15 protein-coding genes are annotated in these 17,740 nt (G+C 55.7%); 7 read left to right on the top strand and 8 right to left on the bottom strand.

Annotation, left to right across the window (positions count from 1 at the left end; genetic code table 11):
* The first annotated feature begins 71 nt into the window (after positions 1-71).
* On the top strand, positions 72-1,739 hold the full coding sequence (locus FCN45_RS10005; RefSeq protein ID WP_137385842.1) for a methyl-accepting chemotaxis protein: 1,668 nt from the start codon (positions 72-74) through the stop codon (positions 1,737-1,739).
* Here FCN45_RS10005 and FCN45_RS10000 read toward each other — a convergent pair.
* Entirely contained in the window at positions 1,736-2,578 is an 843-nt protein-coding gene (locus tag FCN45_RS10000) for a LysR substrate-binding domain-containing protein (protein ID WP_137385841.1), read from the bottom strand. The genes FCN45_RS10005 and FCN45_RS10000 overlap by 4 nt on opposite strands.
* Before the next feature lie 126 nt (positions 2,579-2,704).
* Here FCN45_RS10000 and FCN45_RS09995 point away from each other — a divergent pair, with 126 nt between their 5' ends.
* Together FCN45_RS09995 and FCN45_RS09990 are read left to right on the top strand one after the other, a co-directional pair.
* A complete protein-coding gene (locus tag FCN45_RS09995) occupies positions 2,705-3,871 on the top strand; it encodes a methionine aminotransferase (protein WP_137385840.1) in 1,167 nt (388 codons plus the stop codon).
* 16 nt (positions 3,872-3,887) lie between these two features.
* Entirely contained in the window at positions 3,888-4,667 is a 780-nt protein-coding gene (locus FCN45_RS09990; protein ID WP_110866208.1) for a transporter substrate-binding domain-containing protein, read from the top strand.
* Between the two features lie 542 nt (positions 4,668-5,209).
* Here FCN45_RS09990 and pepT read toward each other — a convergent pair.
* On the bottom strand, positions 5,210-6,436 hold the full coding sequence (gene pepT, locus FCN45_RS09980) for a peptidase T (protein WP_137385839.1): 1,227 nt from the start codon (positions 6,434-6,436) through the stop codon (positions 5,210-5,212).
* Positions 6,437-6,562: 126 nt separating this feature from the next.
* Between pepT and FCN45_RS09975 the strand changes: the two genes are divergently transcribed.
* On the top strand, positions 6,563-8,158 hold the full coding sequence (locus tag FCN45_RS09975; protein ID WP_137386877.1) for an ABC transporter substrate-binding protein: 1,596 nt from the start codon (positions 6,563-6,565) through the stop codon (positions 8,156-8,158).
* 1 nt (position 8,159) lies between these two features.
* Here FCN45_RS09975 and FCN45_RS09970 read toward each other — a convergent pair whose 3' ends face one another.
* The gene (locus FCN45_RS09970) at positions 8,160-9,086 is read right to left on the bottom strand and encodes a LysR family transcriptional regulator (protein WP_137385838.1); all 927 of its coding nucleotides are present in this window, start codon (positions 9,084-9,086) and stop codon (positions 8,160-8,162) included.
* 148 nt (positions 9,087-9,234) lie between these two features.
* Here FCN45_RS09970 and FCN45_RS09965 point away from each other — a divergent pair, with 148 nt between their 5' ends.
* Both FCN45_RS09965 and FCN45_RS09960 read left to right on the top strand, forming a co-directional pair.
* The gene (locus FCN45_RS09965) at positions 9,235-10,656 is read left to right on the top strand and encodes a M20 family metallopeptidase (RefSeq protein ID WP_137385837.1); all 1,422 of its coding nucleotides are present in this window, start codon (positions 9,235-9,237) and stop codon (positions 10,654-10,656) included.
* Complete coding sequence (locus tag FCN45_RS09960; protein ID WP_137385836.1) at positions 10,653-11,927, top strand: MFS transporter; 1,275 nt, start codon at positions 10,653-10,655, stop codon at positions 11,925-11,927. Before FCN45_RS09965 ends, FCN45_RS09960 begins: the two co-directional genes overlap by 4 nt.
* Positions 11,928-12,526: 599 nt before the next feature.
* On the opposite strand, the gene aldA is transcribed toward FCN45_RS09960, so the two are convergent.
* The 3 genes from aldA to FCN45_RS09945 form a co-directional block, all read right to left on the bottom strand.
* Positions 12,527-13,963: an aldehyde dehydrogenase gene (gene aldA, locus FCN45_RS09955; RefSeq protein WP_137385835.1), complete on the bottom strand. Its 1,437-nt coding sequence runs from the start codon at positions 13,961-13,963 to the stop codon at positions 12,527-12,529.
* A 201-nt stretch (positions 13,964-14,164) separates the two neighbouring features.
* Positions 14,165-14,263: a YoaK family small membrane protein gene (locus FCN45_RS09950; protein WP_137385834.1), complete on the bottom strand. Its 99-nt coding sequence runs from the start codon at positions 14,261-14,263 to the stop codon at positions 14,165-14,167.
* 14 nt (positions 14,264-14,277) lie between these two features.
* Positions 14,278-14,601: a hypothetical protein gene (locus tag FCN45_RS09945; RefSeq protein WP_101764337.1), complete on the bottom strand. Its 324-nt coding sequence runs from the start codon at positions 14,599-14,601 to the stop codon at positions 14,278-14,280.
* Between the two features lie 366 nt (positions 14,602-14,967).
* Here FCN45_RS09945 and rhaT point away from each other — a divergent pair, with 366 nt between their 5' ends.
* On the top strand, positions 14,968-16,002 hold the full coding sequence (gene rhaT, locus FCN45_RS09940; protein WP_101764338.1) for an L-rhamnose/proton symporter RhaT: 1,035 nt from the start codon (positions 14,968-14,970) through the stop codon (positions 16,000-16,002).
* 27 nt (positions 16,003-16,029) lie between these two features.
* Here the strand turns inward: rhaT and rhaR are convergent, their stop codons facing one another.
* Together rhaR and rhaS are read right to left on the bottom strand one after the other, a co-directional pair.
* Positions 16,030-16,896 carry an HTH-type transcriptional activator RhaR gene (gene rhaR, locus FCN45_RS09935; protein WP_137385833.1) on the bottom strand — a complete coding sequence of 289 codons (867 nt, stop codon included), beginning with the start codon at positions 16,894-16,896 and terminating at the stop codon, positions 16,030-16,032.
* 15 nt (positions 16,897-16,911) lie between these two features.
* The gene (gene rhaS / locus FCN45_RS09930; protein WP_137385832.1) at positions 16,912-17,733 is read right to left on the bottom strand and encodes an HTH-type transcriptional activator RhaS; all 822 of its coding nucleotides are present in this window, start codon (positions 17,731-17,733) and stop codon (positions 16,912-16,914) included.
* Positions 17,734-17,740 lie beyond the last annotated feature (7 nt).

Genomic DNA, 17,740 nt, shown 5'->3' with positions numbered 1-17,740 from the left:
TCCGATGCCGATAAACGCAATATGCCCGATTTTATCGGGCCTCCTTCGCGTTTCACACCAAGGGATTATGTATGGGTATCTTAAAAAATTTCACCATCCGCGCCGTATTGCTCACCATTCTTGGGCTGTTTTGCCTGCTGTGGTGTGCCGTTGGGCTGTTTAGCGTCCACTCACTGAACGCCCTCGGCGAGGGCAACGAGATTGACCGCCAACTGGTCAATCAAATGACGATTTTAAGCAAAGGAAATGATCAATATTTTCGTGTCGTTACGCGTCTGTCTCGCGTGATGGAAGGCCGCGCCTCAGGCAGCGCAGTCGGTGCTGATGCTTTTACCCCGGTGCAACAAGCGCTCGACAATATGAAAACGCTGCTGGCGCAGTTTAAAACCATGGCGCCAGGTCCGATGGATGCGGAGACCGCCAATAGCGTCATCACCAACTGGCAAAAACTGCTCGATGAAGGCATCGCACCGCAGGTTTCGCTGGCGCAGCAGGGCACGCTTGAAGCCTATCGTGCGCAAGCCAATAACGTCACGCCGCCGCTTAGTCGTGCGTTTGGTGCCAGCGCGGAAGCTTTCAATAAAGCCGCAGGCAGCAAACTGGATGAGACGCGCGTCACCGTCGATAAGCTCACCAGCATCACTAAAGTCATTATTCTGGTGGCGGTGGTGATTGGCTTGTTTATCTTGCTGTTTACCGATCGCTATCTGGTGGCGATGCTGGTGAAACCACTGGAGCGTATCCGTAACCATTTCACGATTATTGCGCAGGGCGACCTCAGCCAGCCGGTGGAAGATTTTGGCCGTAACTGCGTCGGCAAGCTGGTGCCGCTGCTGCGTGCCATGCAGGACAGCCTGCGCGAAGCGGTAAGCGCGATTCGCAGCGGCACTGAAAACATTTATCGCGGCGCAGCGGAGATCTCCTCCGGCAACAACGATCTCTCATCGCGTACCGAAGAGCAGGCGGCCGCGCTGGAGCAAACCGCGGCCAGCATGGAGCAGTTAACTGCCACCGTGAAGTTCAACGCCGACAACGCGCGTCAGGCCAGTTCGCTGGCCGAAACCGCTACCGGCACCGCACAGCAGGGCGGACGGTTGGTGGGCGAAGTGGTTACCACCATGCAAGGCATCTCCGGCAGCTCGAAGAAGATCGCTGAGATCACGAGCGTGATTAACAGTATCGCTTTCCAGACCAACATCCTGGCGCTAAACGCCGCGGTAGAAGCCGCACGCGCCGGTGAACAGGGCCGCGGTTTTGCCGTGGTGGCCAGTGAAGTGCGCAATCTGGCACAGCGCAGCGCCGGTGCGGCGAAAGAGATCGCCACATTGATCGAAGATTCCGTGCAGCGCGTGGAAAAAGGGTCGGCGCTGGTGAGCAGCGCGGGCAGCACCATGCACGACATTCTTAAGTCGGTGCAGGATGTAAATGAAATCATGAAGCACATCGCTGCGGCGTCAGAAGAGCAGAGCAAAGGGATTTCGCAGGTCGGTACCGCCGTCACCGAGATGGACAGCGTCACTCAGCAGAACGCCTCGCTGGTTGAGGAAGTTTCTGCCGCTGCCAGCGCGCTGGAGCGCCAGACGCAGGAGCTGCAGGCCTCGGTGGCGAAATTCCGTCTATCGGACAGCGCGCCGGTAAATAAGGCCGTGGTATCGCCAACCGCGCTGCGTCGGCCGGTGTTGACCGGCGCAGGCCTCGCACAGCCGAAATCAGCCTCTGACGAATGGGTCTCGTTCTAAACCTCAGATAACCACGCCACCAGTTCCGGCAGGAACGGTGGCGCATCTTTTTCCGCCCGCTGTAACAGGCTGTAGCTTGCGCCGGTCGCCACACTGGTGGCAAACGGCGCAATCAGTCGCCCATTCACCACATCGTTCTGCACCAAGGTGACATCCGCCACCGTGACGCCAAATCCCTGAATCGCAGCGCTGATCGCGAGATCCATGGTGGCGAAATGCTGATTGCGCGCCATTGGCAACGCGGCATCCAGCCCGGCCAGCCAAAGCTGCCAGTCGCGTGAATCCGGCGTGGGATGCAGAAAAGTAAACTTCGCCAGTTCGCCAATCTGCGTGGGCGGCGTGACGCTGCTGGCCATCACCGGCGTTAAACGCTCCTCAAACAGGCAAATCGAACCGGCTGGCGACGGGCCAAACACAATTGCCGCGTCAAAGTTATCGAGCTGCGAGCCATGATCGAGTGTGGTGGTCAACGCTACGTGAATATCTGGCCGCTGCTGTTCCAGCGCCACCAGACGCGGCACCAGCCAGCGCATGGCGCAGGTAGGCGCTTTCAGACGAATCGAGCCGTTGCTGCGGCTGGCTTTTTCTGTGGCATTCACCAGCATGGCGAAACCTTGCTGCAATTCCGGCAGCAGCGCGGCACCTTGTTCGGTGAGATGCAGACCACGGGCGTGGCGGGTAAACAGCGCGAAGCCCAGCCAACTCTCCAGCGTGGCGATTTTACGGCTCACCGCGCCTTGGGTGATGCACAGCTCGCTGGCGGCACGCGTCAAATTGAGATGGCGCGCGGTGACCAGAAACGCGTGGATGGCATTGAGCGGCAGAGCAGAGCGGGACATAACAACCTCAAGCTATGATTTTTAATCATGGCTATTATGACAACAATTCGCTTGTCGACTCAAGCCGCACACCGTTGAATAGAAATCTACTTTCGATACGTGGTTATGCAACCTTACGAGGCACCGATGACCTTGAACAGCAGTGTTAACATCTCTTCCAAACAGCCCGATGTCGGCACGACGATTTTTAGCGTCATTGGCCAGCTGTCGGCGCAGCATAAAGCCATTAACCTGTCGCAAGGCGCGCCCAACTTTCCGTGTGATCCCAAGCTGGTTGAGCTGGTCAGCCAGGCGATGCGTGACGGTCATAACCAATACGCTTCAATGACCGGCCTGCCGTTGCTGCGTGAAGCGCTGGCGGAGAAAGTTCACACGCTGTATGGCCAGCACTATGATGCCGGCAGCGAAGTGCTGATCACCGGCAGCGCCAGCCAGGGCATTTACATGGCGATTTCCGCGCTGGTCCACGCAGGCGATGAAGTAATCTTCTTCGAGCCGGCGTTTGACAGCTACGCGCCGGTGGTCCGTCTGCAGGGCGCTACGCCAATTGGCCTGAAGTTGCAGGTGCCGGATTTCGCCATCAATTGGGACGAACTGCGCGCCACCATTACGCCGCGCACCCGCATGATCATCATCAATACGCCGCACAACCCCAGCGCGCAGGTGCTGTCAGCTGCGGATCTGGATCAGTTAGCCGCGTTGACGCGCAACACCGATATTGTGGTGCTGTCTGACGAAGTCTACGAACACATCCTGTTTGATGGCCGTAAGCACTGCGGCATGGCAACGCATCCGGAACTGGCGCAGCGCAGCGTGGTGGTTTCCTCCTTTGGTAAAACCTTCCATGTCACCGGCTGGCGCGTGGGTTATGCGCTGGCACCGGCAGCGCTGATGGAAGAGATCGTCAAAGTCCATCAGTTCATGATGTACGCCGCCGATACGCCAATGCAGGTCGGTTTTGCTCACTATCTGCAAAATCCGCAGAACTATCTGCAGCTGTCGCCGTTCTATCAGGAGAAGCGCGATCGTCTGCTGACCTTGATGGAGGATTCGCCGTTTAAACTGCTGCCAAGCGCCGGTTCGTTCTTTATGTTAGCCAGCTACGGACATTTCAGTGACGAAAGTGATAGCGAAATGGTAAAACGTCTCATCGTCGATCACGGTGTGGCCACCATTCCGCTGTCGGCGTTTTATATGGACGGCACTGACAATAAATTAATTCGCCTGTCATTCGCAAAAGACGACGCAACACTTCAGGCCGGTGCAGAGGCGCTCTGCCGGGTCAAAGGGTAACTTAGGGGTAAATATAATGAAAAAATTGAACGCACTGTTTGTCGCTTTGGGCATGCTGACCTCGGCGCACGCGCTGGCGCAGGAAACCTTACGCTATGGTCTGGAATCGCAGTATCCGCCTTTTGAGAGCCGCAACGCGCAGGGTGAACTGGAAGGTTTCGACATCGAACTGGGTAAAGCGATTTGTCAGGTAGGCAACTTCGACTGTAAGTGGGTGGAAAGCAGCTTTGATGCGTTGATTCCGGCGCTGCAGGCGAAAAAATTTGATGCCATTAACTCCGCGATGAACATCACCGAAGCGCGGGCGAAAAGCATCGACTTCACTAAGCCGATCTACCGCATTCCGACTATGTTAATCGTGAAAGAGGGCGAGAAGCTGCTGCCAACCGCCGAATCACTGAAAGGGAAAAACATCGGGGTGCTGCAGGGTTCGATCCAGGAAACCTATGCCAAGAAACACTGGGAAGCGCAGGGCGTTACAGTGACCTCTTATCAGGATCAGAACCAGGTTTACAACGACATGGTTGCCGGTCGTCTTGACGGCACGCTGGTGATGTCAGCTGCCGGTCAATCGGGCTTCCTCGAAAAGCCGCAGGGTAAAGGTTTCGCCTTTGCCGGCAAGCCGGTAGAAGATGACACCATTCTCGGCACCGGTATCGGTTTTGGTCTGCGTAAAGGCGATGACAAACTGAAACAAGAGCTGGATGCGGCAATCACTAAGGTGCAAGCAGATGGTACCGTCACTAAGCTGGCGGCGAAATTCTTCCCTGGGATTGATGTTTCAGCGAGCAAATAACTTAAAACAGGTCGCGTAATGCTTGCCGGTTTAACCAACGGTGTTTGCGCAGGCCGGGGCCACTTTTGGTCCGTCGGTCCTCGCGCCGCTTACGCGGTTCCTTCACTTCGTTCGTCTGCCTGACGGACCGGCGGAGACGGGACTTCCATGTCCCGGCTCCGCCTTTCGCCCGCGTCCTGCGGGCTCTCCTGGCTTCCTCGCTTCGTTCAGCGCTGCGGATTGCCTGCCCAAAAGTGGCCCCGGCCTGCTTCTTAGCTTCCGTACATGTTGTTGAAAACGGCTCAATTTTGAGAGGCGCTGGCACGTCTGCTGCGGCAAAAGGGCTATTCGCAGCGCTGAGGCTTTTACGTTGGGCCAGGAGCCTCACGCATGGATGCGTGAGGCAGTTCGGGGTCGGCCAGGACGGCCGATCCGCGAACGGTCCGTTGGCACAACGTGGAAGCCGAAGGCACCGCGCTAGCGGCGCGAGGACGGCCCGTGACGCAGCAGATGTGTCAGCGCCCGCAGGAGTTCGTGTCGTCATTTATGACGACCTTCTTCTTTTATTTCGCGGCTAAATAACACAACGCTTCGGCCACCTGATACGACTTCACAAACGAGGGAACCGGCAAAAACTCAAAGCGCGAATGGAAATTGTGCGCGCCAGTGAAGAAGTTCGGGGTCAATAATCCTTTCGCTGACAGCGCTGCACCGTCGGTGCCGCCGCGCATCGGGATCACCTTGGGTTCCACGCCCACTTGCTCTAACGCGGCAAAAATCAGGTCAATCGCACGACGGTCTTCACCAATTGCATTACTGATATTGCTGTAAGTATCGTTAATCGTCAGCGCTACATGGCCGGTGGGATAACGCGCGGCGATTTCATCGGCCACTTCCACCAGTTGCTGTTTCTTCGCATCAAAACCCTGCAAATCGAAATCACGAATCGAGGCTTTCAACACCGCGCGGCTGGCGTTGGCATTCATATCGTTAAACCAGATATAACCTTCGCGGCCTTCGGTATGTTCGGGGGTTTTTAAGCGATCGAAGCGGGAGATGAAGTCATGCGCCATCAGCAGCGGATTTACCAATACGCCTTTGCCCGACATCGGATGCGCCGGCACGCCGGTAAACACCAGCTCAGCGGCGGCAGCATTGAAGTTTTCATACACCACTTCACCCAGCTCGCAGCAGTCGATAGTCCAGGCGAAATCGACGTTAAAGCGCTGCTCCAGATCCAGCGCTTTAGCGCCGCGCAGGCCAATCTCTTCATCGGGCACAAACGCCACCACGATATCACCGTGATCGCCGCGCAGGTTCTCCAGCAACGTCATCACCACCGTCACCGCTGCTTTGTTATCGGCGCCCAGCACGCTGGTGCCGTCGCTGAAGATAATCTCCTGCCCGAGATAAGGTTTGATCTCCGGATGTTCCGCCACGCGTAGCCAGATGTCCTGCGTGCTGTTAAGGCACAGATCTTCTCCGGTGAACCTGAGGGTTTGCGGGTGGATATCCGGCGACAGGCCAACATCCACGGTATCAATATGGGTGATAAAACCGATACGCGGCGCATCAGGGCGATTACCGGGTTTCACCGCAGTGACCGTGGCGTGCTGGTCAATCACGATATCCTGCAAACCCAGTTCGCCCAGCTCCTTTGCCAGTAACTCCGCCATCGCATGTTGGGACGGCGTACTCGGCAGCGTGGTTGATTTGGCATCGCTCTGGCTGGAAACCGCCAGATAACGGTAGAAACGCTGGGTCAATTGGCTGGCAAGTTGGTCTGTCATCACAATTCCTTATTAGCATTGCGGCGTCTGTAGTACGCGTGCTGGTTAAATCATGTTATTTATTAATCAGATGAACATTACATAACGAAGCAGACTCATGGAAGTCAATAAAAAGCGAGGATCATGATGAAAAAAATGATGGCAAATCTCACTCTCACTGCAATCGGCTTGGCGGTCGCGGGCGGGGTTTCGGCAAAAACGCTGGTGTACTGTTCAGAAGGATCGCCAGAGAACTTTAACCCGCAGTTGTACACGTCGGGAACCAGCGTCGATGCCAGCGCGGTACCGATTTTCAACCGCCTGGTGGACTTCACGCCCGGCACCACCGAACTGGTGCCGAGCCTCGCCGAGAGCTGGGATATCAGCCAGGATGGTAAGGTCTACACCTTTCATCTGCGCAAAGGGGTGAAATTCCAGAGCAACAAGCTGTTTAAGCCGTCGCGCGATTTTAACGCCGACGACGTAATCTTCTCGTTTATGCGCCAGATGGATGCCAAAAATCCCTACCACAATGTCTCCGGCGGTAACTATGCCAACTTCGAAAGCCTCGAGCTGGCGAAGCTGATCACCAGCATTGAGAAGGTCGATGACAATACCGTGCGCATCACCTTAGCTCACGCTGAAGCGCCATTCCTCGCCGACTTAGCCTGGTATTTTGCCTCGATCCATTCGGCTGAATACGCCGACCAGATGTTGAAAGCCGGCACGCCGGAGAAGGTCGATATGGAGCCGATTGGCACCGGGCCGTTTGAGCTGGTGCAGTATCAAAAAGATTCGCGCATTCTCTATAAAGCCTTCCCGGAATACTGGCAGGGCAAGGCGAAACTTGATCGTATCGTCTTCTCGATCACGCCGGACGCCTCGGTGCGTTATGCCAAGCTGGAGAAAAACGAATGCCAGATTATGCCGTTCCCCAATCCGGCCGATCTGGAGAAGATGCGCACCAATCCCGATTTAACGCTGGAACAGAAATCAGGCCTGAATACCGGTTTCCTGTCGTTCAACACCACCAAAGCACCGCTGGATAACGTCAAGGTGCGTCAGGCGCTGGCGATGGCGATCAATAAGCAGGCGATCATTGATGCCATCTTTAAAGGCACTGGCACGGTAGCGAAAAACATCCTGCCGCCGGACGTGTGGAGTGCGGATAAAGATCTGAAGGATTACGACTACGATCCGCAGAAAGCCAAAGCGCTGCTGCAGGAGGCGGGGATTAAGCCAGGCACCGAAATCGCCCTGTGGGCGATGCCGGTACAGCGACCGTATAATCCAAACGCGCGACGAATGGCGGAGATGATTCAGGCGGACTGGGCCAAAGTGGGTATCAAAGCCAATATCGTCAGTTATGAGTGGGGCGAATACCTCAAGCGCGTGAAAGGCGGTGAGCATCAGGCGGCGCTGATGGGCTGGACCACGGCGACCGGCGATCCGGATAACTTCTTCGGTCCGCTTTACAGCTGCACCTCGGCGAATGGCGGCTCCAACTCGTCAAAATGGTGTTATCAGCCGTTTGAGAAGATCATTACCGAAGCGCGCGCCGAGCAAAATCACGACAAACGCGTGGCGCTGTATCAGCAAGCGCAGCAGATTATGCATGACCAAATGCCAGCGGTGATGATTGCTCACTCAACCATCTTCGAGCCGGTGCGCAAATCGGTGACTGGTTATCAGGTCGATCCGTTCGGTAAACACATCTTCTACCCGGTGGATATCAAGAACTGAGTCACGGCTTCCAGCGCTGGCGCAGCGGTTCCTCTAACGCATCCAGCTGTTGCAGCATAAAGGTGAGAAACACATTCAGGGCGGCACTGCGAGGTCGCCCTGATTGCGTCTGCAGCTGCAGGGTGCGCTGGCTCAGCTGATCGATGCCTACCGAGCGCAAAATCAAACCGTGCGTTTCCGCTTCCTGTAGCACGGTAAAGGCGCTGCAAATTGTCACCGCCTGCGGCGTGCGCAGCAGGAATTGAAACAACATCGAAAAGGTATCGCAGGTCATCACCGGCTCAACCAGGCTGCCATTCATATGGCTGGCGAGCTCAAACAGTTGCCGCACTGTGGTGTTTTGCTGCGGCAAGGCCAGCGGATAGTGACTGAGATCGGCGAGCGTGACCTGCGGCGCGTTGGCCAGCGGATGCGTTTGATGCATCACGATTAATACCGGTGCCGGCCACGAACCCATCACTTCCACACCGCGCTCAGCGTGAAGACTAAACTGCAGCGCCACGTCACACTCGCCGTTGCGCAGCGCTTCCGCCACGCCTTGCGTGCTGGCGACTTTCACATCAAACAGCACGCCCGGATTGTCATTGCGAAAATCTGCGATCAAACGCGGTAGCAGCGTAAACGCCAGTCCATCGGTGCAGGCCACGCGAATCAACGTGCGGCGCACCGCTTTCAGTCCCTTAATTTCCGCCAGCGCATACTCCATATCCAGCAGGTTCTTACGTACGTGATGTGCAAAGATTTCGCCCGCTTCGTTCAACACCATGCCGCGCGCGTGACGCGCAAACAGCGGCACGCCAACCTGATTTTCCAGCCGCTGAATTTGCCTGCTGATCGCCGACACCGCCACAAACAGCTGTTCGCTGGCGGCGCTGAGCGAGCCGGTGTTGGCGACGGCGAGAAAATAGCGGATTTCACTGCTTAACATGCGGATGCCTCATGGTGGTGCATGCCTCGAAATCGGGCAAGCTAGCTTTGCTATAAAAGCAAATCTTACTCGATAAATTGATAATTGTGGCAAAGCAGTGTTTCCGCAAAGATGCCTTAACGACAAAACAATAAATGACAGGGCAAACATGACGGCACAACAGGCGGTTCAACAGGCCACCGCTTATTTTGACAGCGGGGAGTTTCAACAAATTTTGGCGCGTCGCGTGGCGCAACGTACCGAAAGCCAGCGCGACGATCGTGACAGCGAATTACAGCGCTATTTGCAGGATGAGATCGGCCCGCAGCTGATCGCTCTGGGCTTCACGTTGCATTTCATCGACAACCCGGAAGCCGCTAATCGACCGTTCCTCGTGGCGGTACGCATTGAAGATCCCATGCTGCCAACCCTGCTCAGCTATGGTCACGGCGATGTGGTGTTTGGTGATGATGAAAACTGGCGCGATGGCTTATCGCCGTGGCAGATGGTTGAAGAGGGCGATCGCTGGTATGCGCGTGGCAGCGCAGATAATAAGGGCCAGCACTGCGTCAATCTGGCGGCGCTGGAGCAGGTGTTTGCGTTGCGCGGTGGCAGCCTGGGCTTCAACTGCAAAATGCTGTTCGAGATGGGCGAAGAGATCAGCTCGCCAGGGCTGGCGCAGTTGTGCCAGCAGCATGGCGAGCTGCTGCAAGCCGATCTGTTTATTGCTTCAGACGGTCCGCGTCTCAATGCGGTTCGTCCAACGCTGTTCCTGGGCTCACGCGGCGCGGTTAATTTCCGTTTGACCGTTAACGCGCGTGACAACGCTTATCACTCCGGCAACTGGGGCGGATTGTTGAGCAATCCGGGTACGCAGTTGGCCAACGCCATCGCCTCGCTGGTCAACGCGCAGGGCGTGTTGCAGGTTGAGGCGCTGAAACCCAACTCTTTGACGCCGCAGGTGCGCGATATTCTCGGCGATATCGAGGTGGGCGGCATGCCGGGCGATCCCGATATCGATGTGAACTGGGGCGAGCCGGGACTGACGCCAACCGAACGCTTGTATGGCTGGAACACGCTGGAAGTGTTGTCGTTTCTCACCGGCAATCCGGCGCGTCCAATGAATGCTATTCCGGGCAGCGCCACCGCCGTGTGTCAGCTGCGTTTTGTGGTGGGTACCGACTGGGAAAATCTCGCCCAGCATGTGCGCGCCCATCTGCATCAGCACGGTTTTGACTATGTGGAGGTGGAGTTTATGCGCGGATCGCCCGCGACACGCCTTGATCCCACCGATCCGCTGGTCAATTGGGTGCTGACCAGCATGGCGGAAACCAGCGGCAAGAAACCGGCGCTGCTGCCTAACCTCGGCGGTTCGCTGCCCAATGACGTGTTCTCCGATATTCTCGGTTTGCCAACCTTGTGGGTGCCGCACTCGTATCCAGCATGTGGCCAGCATGGCGTCAATGAGCATATGTTGAAATCGATTGCCCGCGAAGGTTTGCAGATTATGACGCGTCTGCTGTGGGATCTCGGCGAGCAGGGAACGGAACTGGTAGCGCAGCATCGTGCGCACGTTGGAGGTGGCCAATGAGTACATTAAATACCACGATGCCGTTAAACGCAGCGAAGCCCAATCTGCACAAAACGCTGTTCGCGACCTGTATCGGTAACGCGCTGGAGTGGTTTGATATCGCCGTGTACGGCTTTTTTGCCAGCTACATTGCGCATGCCTTCTTTCCTACCAGCGATCCGTCGGTTTCAATGTTGCTCACCTTTGGCAGTTTTGGTGTGTCATTCCTGATTCGTCCGCTGGGCGCGATTGTGCTGGGCAACTATGCCGATCGTCACGGTCGAAAAAAAGCGCTGCTGTTATCGATCAACCTGATGATGCTCGGCGGCGCGGTCATCACCTTTATGCCGAGCTACAGCAGCATTGGCCTGATGGCACCGCTGCTGATTTTGCTGGCGCGTCTGGTGCAGGGTTTCTCCGCCGGGGGCGAATTTGGCAGCTCGACGGCGTTCCTGGTTGAACACTTCCCGGAGCGCAAAGCCTTTATCGCCAGCTGGCAGTTCGCCATGCAGGGCGCCAGTACGTTGATGGCGTCGGCATTTGGACTCGGACTGACGCAGATTCTCAGCGAAAGCCAGATTCAGGATTGGGGATGGCGTATTCCCTTCGCCTTCGGCCTGCTGATTGGCCCGCTGGGGATCTATATCCGACGTCACGTACATGAACCGGCGAGCTTTGCTGAGCACAAACCGGAAGCCGCGCCGCTGAAAAGTCTGTTTGGTCGCCAGAAGGAGTTGATGCTGTTGGCGATCGGCCTGATGGTGATTTCGACTGCGGTGAACTACATGCTGAACTATGTGCCGACTTACGCCACCAAAAATCTGCACCTGTCGGGCAGCGTGGCGTTTACTGCTACCTTGTTGGCGGGTGTGATTTTGACGGTGGTCACGCCAATTATGGGGTTATGGGCCGAGCGGGTGGGGCGCGTGCCGCTGATGTGGGGATCGTTGATTTTGCTGATCGTCACCATCTATCCGGCGTTTAAGCTGGTGGTTGATCACACCACGCCGACTACCTTGATTTTGCTGGTGTGCTGGATGGCGCTGCTGAAGTCGATCTACTTCTCAACGGTGCCGTCGGTGATGGCGGATCTGTTCCCGATGGGTACGCGCGCCAGCGGCATGGCGATCAGCTATAACGTGGCGGTTACGGTGTTTGGTGGCTTTGCCCCGCTGATTTGTACACTGGTGATTAGCGTGACCGGCACCAGTCTGGCGCCCGGTTATTATCTGATGGCGATGTCGGTGTTAAGCGGCCTGGCGCTGCTGCGCAGCCAGAAGCGGGTTTCATAAAGGTTTCAGGGTTACAGGTCGCCACTTATGGCGTAATGCTTGTCCGCTAAGGCAACGGCGAGTGTGCTGGCCGGGGCCACTTTTGGGCCGGCGGTCCTCGCGCCGCTAGCGCGGTACCTTCACTTCACTCGTCTGCCTCACGGACCGGCGGAGACGGGACGTCCTTGTCCCGGCTCCGCCTTTCGCCCGCGTCCTGCGGGCTCTCCTGGCTTCCTCGCTTCGTTCAGCGCTGCGGATTGCCGGCCCAAAAGCGGCCCCGGCCTGCTCATCAACTTCAGTGCGTATTATTGAAAAGGGCTCATTTGCCATAGGCGCTGGCGCGTCTGCTGCGGCAAAAGGGCTATTCGCAGCGCTGAGGCTTTTACGTTGGGCCAGGAGCCTCACGCAGGGATGCGTGAGGCAGTTCGGGGCCGGCCATGGATGGCCGATCCGCGAACGGTCCGTTGGCACAACGTGGAAGCCGAAGGTACCGCGTTAGCGGCGCGAGGACGGCCCGTGACGCAGCAGATGTGTCAGTGCCCGCACGAATAGCAATCCTGAAGAAAAATGCTTTCTTACTAACAAGCATTTCGCTGTTCATGGCTTCTGGAGATCACTATCTACGAGAACTGCAAATACGCCACGTGCGTCTGCAAGAACTCTTCCAAACCGTGACGGCCATCAGCGCCGCCAATGCCCGATTTACGCCAGCCCGCATGGAAGCCTTGCATCGCTTCGAAGTTTTCGCGGTTGATATAGGTTTCACCAAACTTCAACTTACGCAGGGCAACCATCGCGGTGTTGAGGTTCTGAGTGTAAATCGATGAGGTCAGACCATATTCACAGTCATTCGCCAGCGCTATGGCTTCATCAAGGGTTTTAAAGGTCATTACTGGCAGCACCGGACCAAAAATCTCCTGCTGCATGATCTCCATATCCTGACGCACGCCCGTGATAATGGTTGGCTCAAAATAGAAGCCTTTGCTGCCTGCACGCTTCCCGCCTAGCACTACTTTGCCGCCATCCGCGACCGCGTTCGTCACTTTCTGCTCAACGCGTTCCAGCGCGGCCGCAGTAATCAGCGGACCCATATCAATATCGTTTTGCTCGGCAGGATTACCGAACTTCACCTGCTTCATGGCGGTGGTTAGGGCGCTGATAAAGCGGTCGTAAATGCCTTCCTGCACGTAAACGCGTTCAGCACAGTTACACACCTGTCCGGTGTTGATCACGCGGGAGCTAACAATCGCTTTGACCGCGAGATCGAGATCGGCATCATCCATGACGATGGCCGGCGCTTTTCCGCCCAGCTCCAGTGATACTTTGGTGACATTTTTCGCTGCAGCTTCCATGGTGGCGATACCGGCGTTGACGCTGCCGGTCAGACTGACCAGGCCGACTTTCGGGTTGCCTGCCAGCTCCTGACCAATCTCCGGCCCATAGCCGTAAACAAAGTTGATCACGCCTTTCGGCAGACCAATTTCATGGATGATGTGCGCAAAAATCGCCGCATTGTTAGGCGTAAGCTCACTTGGCTTGATAACAATAGTATTGCCGGTTACCAGCGCGGGCGCGGCTTTACGTGCAATCAGGAAGAAGGGGAAGTTCCACGGCAGAATGCCGGTGGTGACGCCAATCGCTTTCCTGAACACAAAGATGTTTTCGTTGGGACGATCGCTATTAACGATCTCGCCATCATAACGGCGTGCCCATTCGGCCATGTACTCAAGATAATCAGCTGTAAACAGTACTTCAGTTTGCGCCAGACCCTGGGTTTTTCCGCCTTCGGCGACGATAGTGGCGGTCAGTTCTTGTTCACGCTGACGAATAGCAGCGGCAATTTTGCGCAGCCAGTTGCCGCGTTCAACGGCGGGGAGCGCTTCCCAATTCGGCTGCGCCACTTCAGCAGCGTCGATGGCCTGCGCGGCGTCGTGTTTACTGCCTTCCGGCACGCGCGAAAGTAATGCCTCAGTTGCCGGGTTAATCACTTCTATCCACTTGTCGTTCTGATCGGCGACAAACGCGCCATTAATATAATGTTGATGGTGTGTTGTCATGTACAGGTTCTCCGCGATCGGTTTCGTTAAAGATTTGTGAATTGCAGAGTGAAACAGATCAGGGTGTAGCACCTTTTTGCTATTGCCAATGCGACTTGAGGGATGGCAAAGAAGGGAAGAACAGCACGACAGACGCAGCATTCCTGGCGAAATGCCGCGCTTTCAGCGGCTTAGTAGTGATTTAAGGTATGTTAAAAAATGTCAGGAACCTGGCATCGCCGCGCCGCTGACAATAAACCACGCCAAAAAACTGACGCCAGCAATGATGATGGCAATAGGGAAAAGCAGTCCGATTTTCATAGTCATCCCGAGAGTTAAGCGATCTGCACGATCGCGCGATGGGTTTTCATCATACTGAACAGCTGGAATTGCGTGGCGTCGTCGACCTGACGCAGATGCTCACCTTTCTGATAATGAATCGCATGAACGTGACCCAGCTGTCGCCACACCACAATCACCGAAGCCAGCAGGGCGCAATTCTCCTCGCTCTGCACGCAATCCAGCGTGGCGTAATGTGCTTCATCTAATCCATTAATAAAGACGTTCAGCGCCTGCGCCGGCACGATGGCCCGGATGTCATCCAGCATCACGCGGCTCACCGATTGTGACAGCAACAGCCGCAATCTTTTGGTATTCATCTCAATCCTTCGTCCTGATGATTTTCCCAACGTTATACGGATTAAACGCCTGCGGGGAAAGTCTGGTACGCGGCTTTGTGTGACTGCCATGTTAACTGTTGCAGTGGCAGTGAATCAAAAACTGTGCTGATCCACACAGCATAATAGAAAAATATGTTGAAGAATAAGCCACTTATAAAAATCACCCCGTGACCTGCCTGCGAATGCGATTTTGTGATCCTTATGTTGACGACCCACCGAATTTTGCCAGCAACCTCCGCTTTCCGGCAGCCATCCAAAGGCTGACGAAAAGCTGCCCACCGTAGACTGCCGGTAATCGGGAAACCGCCGGTTTCCTGTTGGCCTAAACCTTACGAAGGAATAACAATGAACAGTGCCATCATTGCAGGTATTTTCTGGCATCTGGTGGGTGCCGCCAGTGCCGCCTGTTTTTATGCTCCATTTAAGCAGGTGAAAAAGTGGTCCTGGGAAACGATGTGGTCAGTAGGCGGCGTTATGTCGTGGCTGATTCTTCCCTGGGCAGTCAGTGCGGTATTACTGCCGAACTTCTGGGCGTATTACGGCAGCTTCAGTTTCTCTCAACTGATGCCGGTATTTCTGTTTGGTGCCATGTGGGGCATCGGTAACATCAACTATGGTTTGACCATGCGCTACCTTGGGATGTCGATGGGCATCGGTATTGCCATTGGTATCACTTTAGTGGTGGGAACCCTGATGACGCCGCTGCTGCAGGGCCGCTTTGTGGAGCTGTTCAGCTCACCCGGCGGACGCATGACGCTGCTCGGCGTGTTAGTTGCGCTGATCGGCGTGGGGATTGTATCGCGTGCCGGTCTGTTAAAAGAGCGGGCGCTGGGCATCAATGCCGAAGAGTTCAACCTGAAAAAAGGGCTGATTCTGGCCGTGATGTGCGGCATCTTCTCGGCCGGCATGTCGTTTGCGATGGATGCCGCCAAGCCGATGCACGAAGCTGCAGCCAATCTGGGTATCAATCCACTCTATGTTGCGTTGCCAAGCTATGTGGTGATTATGGGCGGTGGTGCGTTAATCAATCTGGCTTACTGCTTCATCCGTCTGGCGGTAAAAACCGATATTTCAGTACGCCGTGATTTCTCCGTCGCCAAACCAATGCTGCTGGCCAATATCGCGTTTGCCGTGCTGGGCGGCACCATGTGGTATCTGCAGTTCTTCTTCTACGCCTGGGGACACGCCAAAATTCCGGCACAGTATGACTTCATCAGTTGGATGCTGCATATGAGCCTCTACGTGCTGTGCGGTGGTTTGGTTGGTCTGGTACTAAAAGAGTGGAAATCGGCGGGTCAACGTCCGGTTCGCGTTCTCTCACTGGGTTGTGTGGTGATTATCATTGCTGCCAACATTGTTGGATTAGGCATGGCAGCCTGATGTAAAGCCTGACGCCGCTACGGCACGTCAGGCCTTCACTTTCTCTGCTGAGAGTTCACGCTGCGGCAGGAAACGCTGCCGCCACGCGCTCGGCGTTAAACCGGTTTCCCGCGTAAACACCACCGAAAAGTAGTTACTGTCATCGAAGCCGCAACGCGCGGCCACTTCACTGATTAAGCAATCCTGCGTCCGCAGCAGATATTTCGCCTGACACAGCTGTAGTTGCCGCAGATAGTGTCCCACGGTCATACCGGTTTGCTGGCGAAACAGTTGCTTCAACGCACGCTCGCTCAACTGATTCTGCTGGCAGAACACTGCCAAATCGAATGGACGGCTGATGGCACCTTGCAGCGCCGACATCAGCAGATCTAATTGTTCTCCTTCAGGTAATGCCCAGGGCCGATCGGCAGCATAACCGTGACGGCGCAGAATCAATGCTAATTGCAAAAACAGCGCCTCAGAGAGTTGAATCGATAGCGAATCACTTTTGCGGCTTTCGCGTTCCAGCTGGCTAATCACACCGCGCGCTAACGCCATCCCGCGGGTGGTCAAACGCCAGCAGCCCGGCGAATCTTCTTCTTGCGGCGGCAACAATTGGCTCCAGTCAAGGCTAAGACGAAAGCGATCGCGGCAGTAAAGAATGTTATCCAGCGCCAGATCGTTGACGCTGTCATAGCTGTGGCAGTCGTTATCGTGAATGTAAAAAACGTCGCCGCAGGTTACCAACCATGGACGATCGTTCAACACATGCAGGCCGTTACCGCGCCAGACGATAACGATTTCACTGAATTCATGACGGTGCGGAGGAAAGGAGGGCTGCGGCATGCGCTCGGCCACCGCAATCGGCAGATTGGTGGCCGGAAAATAGTCTTCGCGCGTTAAGATCAGCGACATGAGGAAACGCTCCAGTTATAGCATCTGCTGGCGCTCCGCTCTGGGCGCACAGCCAAATTCCCGCCGGAACAGCGTGGAGAAGTGATTGCTGTCACCAAATCCACATTGGTAGGCGATGTCTGTAATGCGCATATCGCTATGACGCAGTAAATGCCGCGCCTGTAACAGGCGAAGCCGATTCAGGTAACGCTGCGGTGTATTACCGGTTTGCTGCTTCATCTGGCGGTGCAGAGTGCGCAGCGACAATGAAAAACGATCGGCTAATGCATCCCACACAATCTCTTCACTGTAGTGCTCATTGAGCCAGTCGAGCAACCGATGTAAGCGTGCTTCCTGATCCTGTGATTGATCGTTGTGAGCCGCTTCGCGCAACAACACCAGCAGTTGCAGAAAAAGTTGCTCCTGACGTGCGTGACGTTCCAGCGACCACACATCTTGCTGCTTCATCTGCGTAACGATTTGCAGCGCCTGCGCCATCACCTTGTGATTAATGCGCCAGTGCGACGCGTAGTGATCCTCTTCTTCGCGCGGCAGGAGCGCCTGCAAACCCGAGAGAAAACGAAATGACGCCGGACTGCGATACAGCACGTTGGTCAGGCACAAATTTTCCGTTTGCTCATAAAGATGACGATCGTGATCGCGCACAAAGCACACGCATCCTGCGGATAAAGCTTGCGGCTGACCGTTAAACACATGAATGCCAGAACCTTGTTCCACCAACACGATTTCATGGAAATCATGATGGTGCTCCGGAAATGCCTGCTGCGGCACACGCGGCTCGATGGCGATGGCGTAATTCCCTTCAGGGAAGAAATCTGCGCTATGTAGAACGGTCATGATTCGC

Origin of the sequence: Pantoea sp. SO10, from assembly GCF_005281435.1 — a bacterium.
Taxonomy (GTDB): Bacteria; Pseudomonadota; Gammaproteobacteria; order Enterobacterales; family Enterobacteriaceae; genus Pantoea; species Pantoea leporis.
Note: the sequence above shows the minus strand (reverse complement) of the source record. Positions and strands in the feature narration are given on the sequence as shown.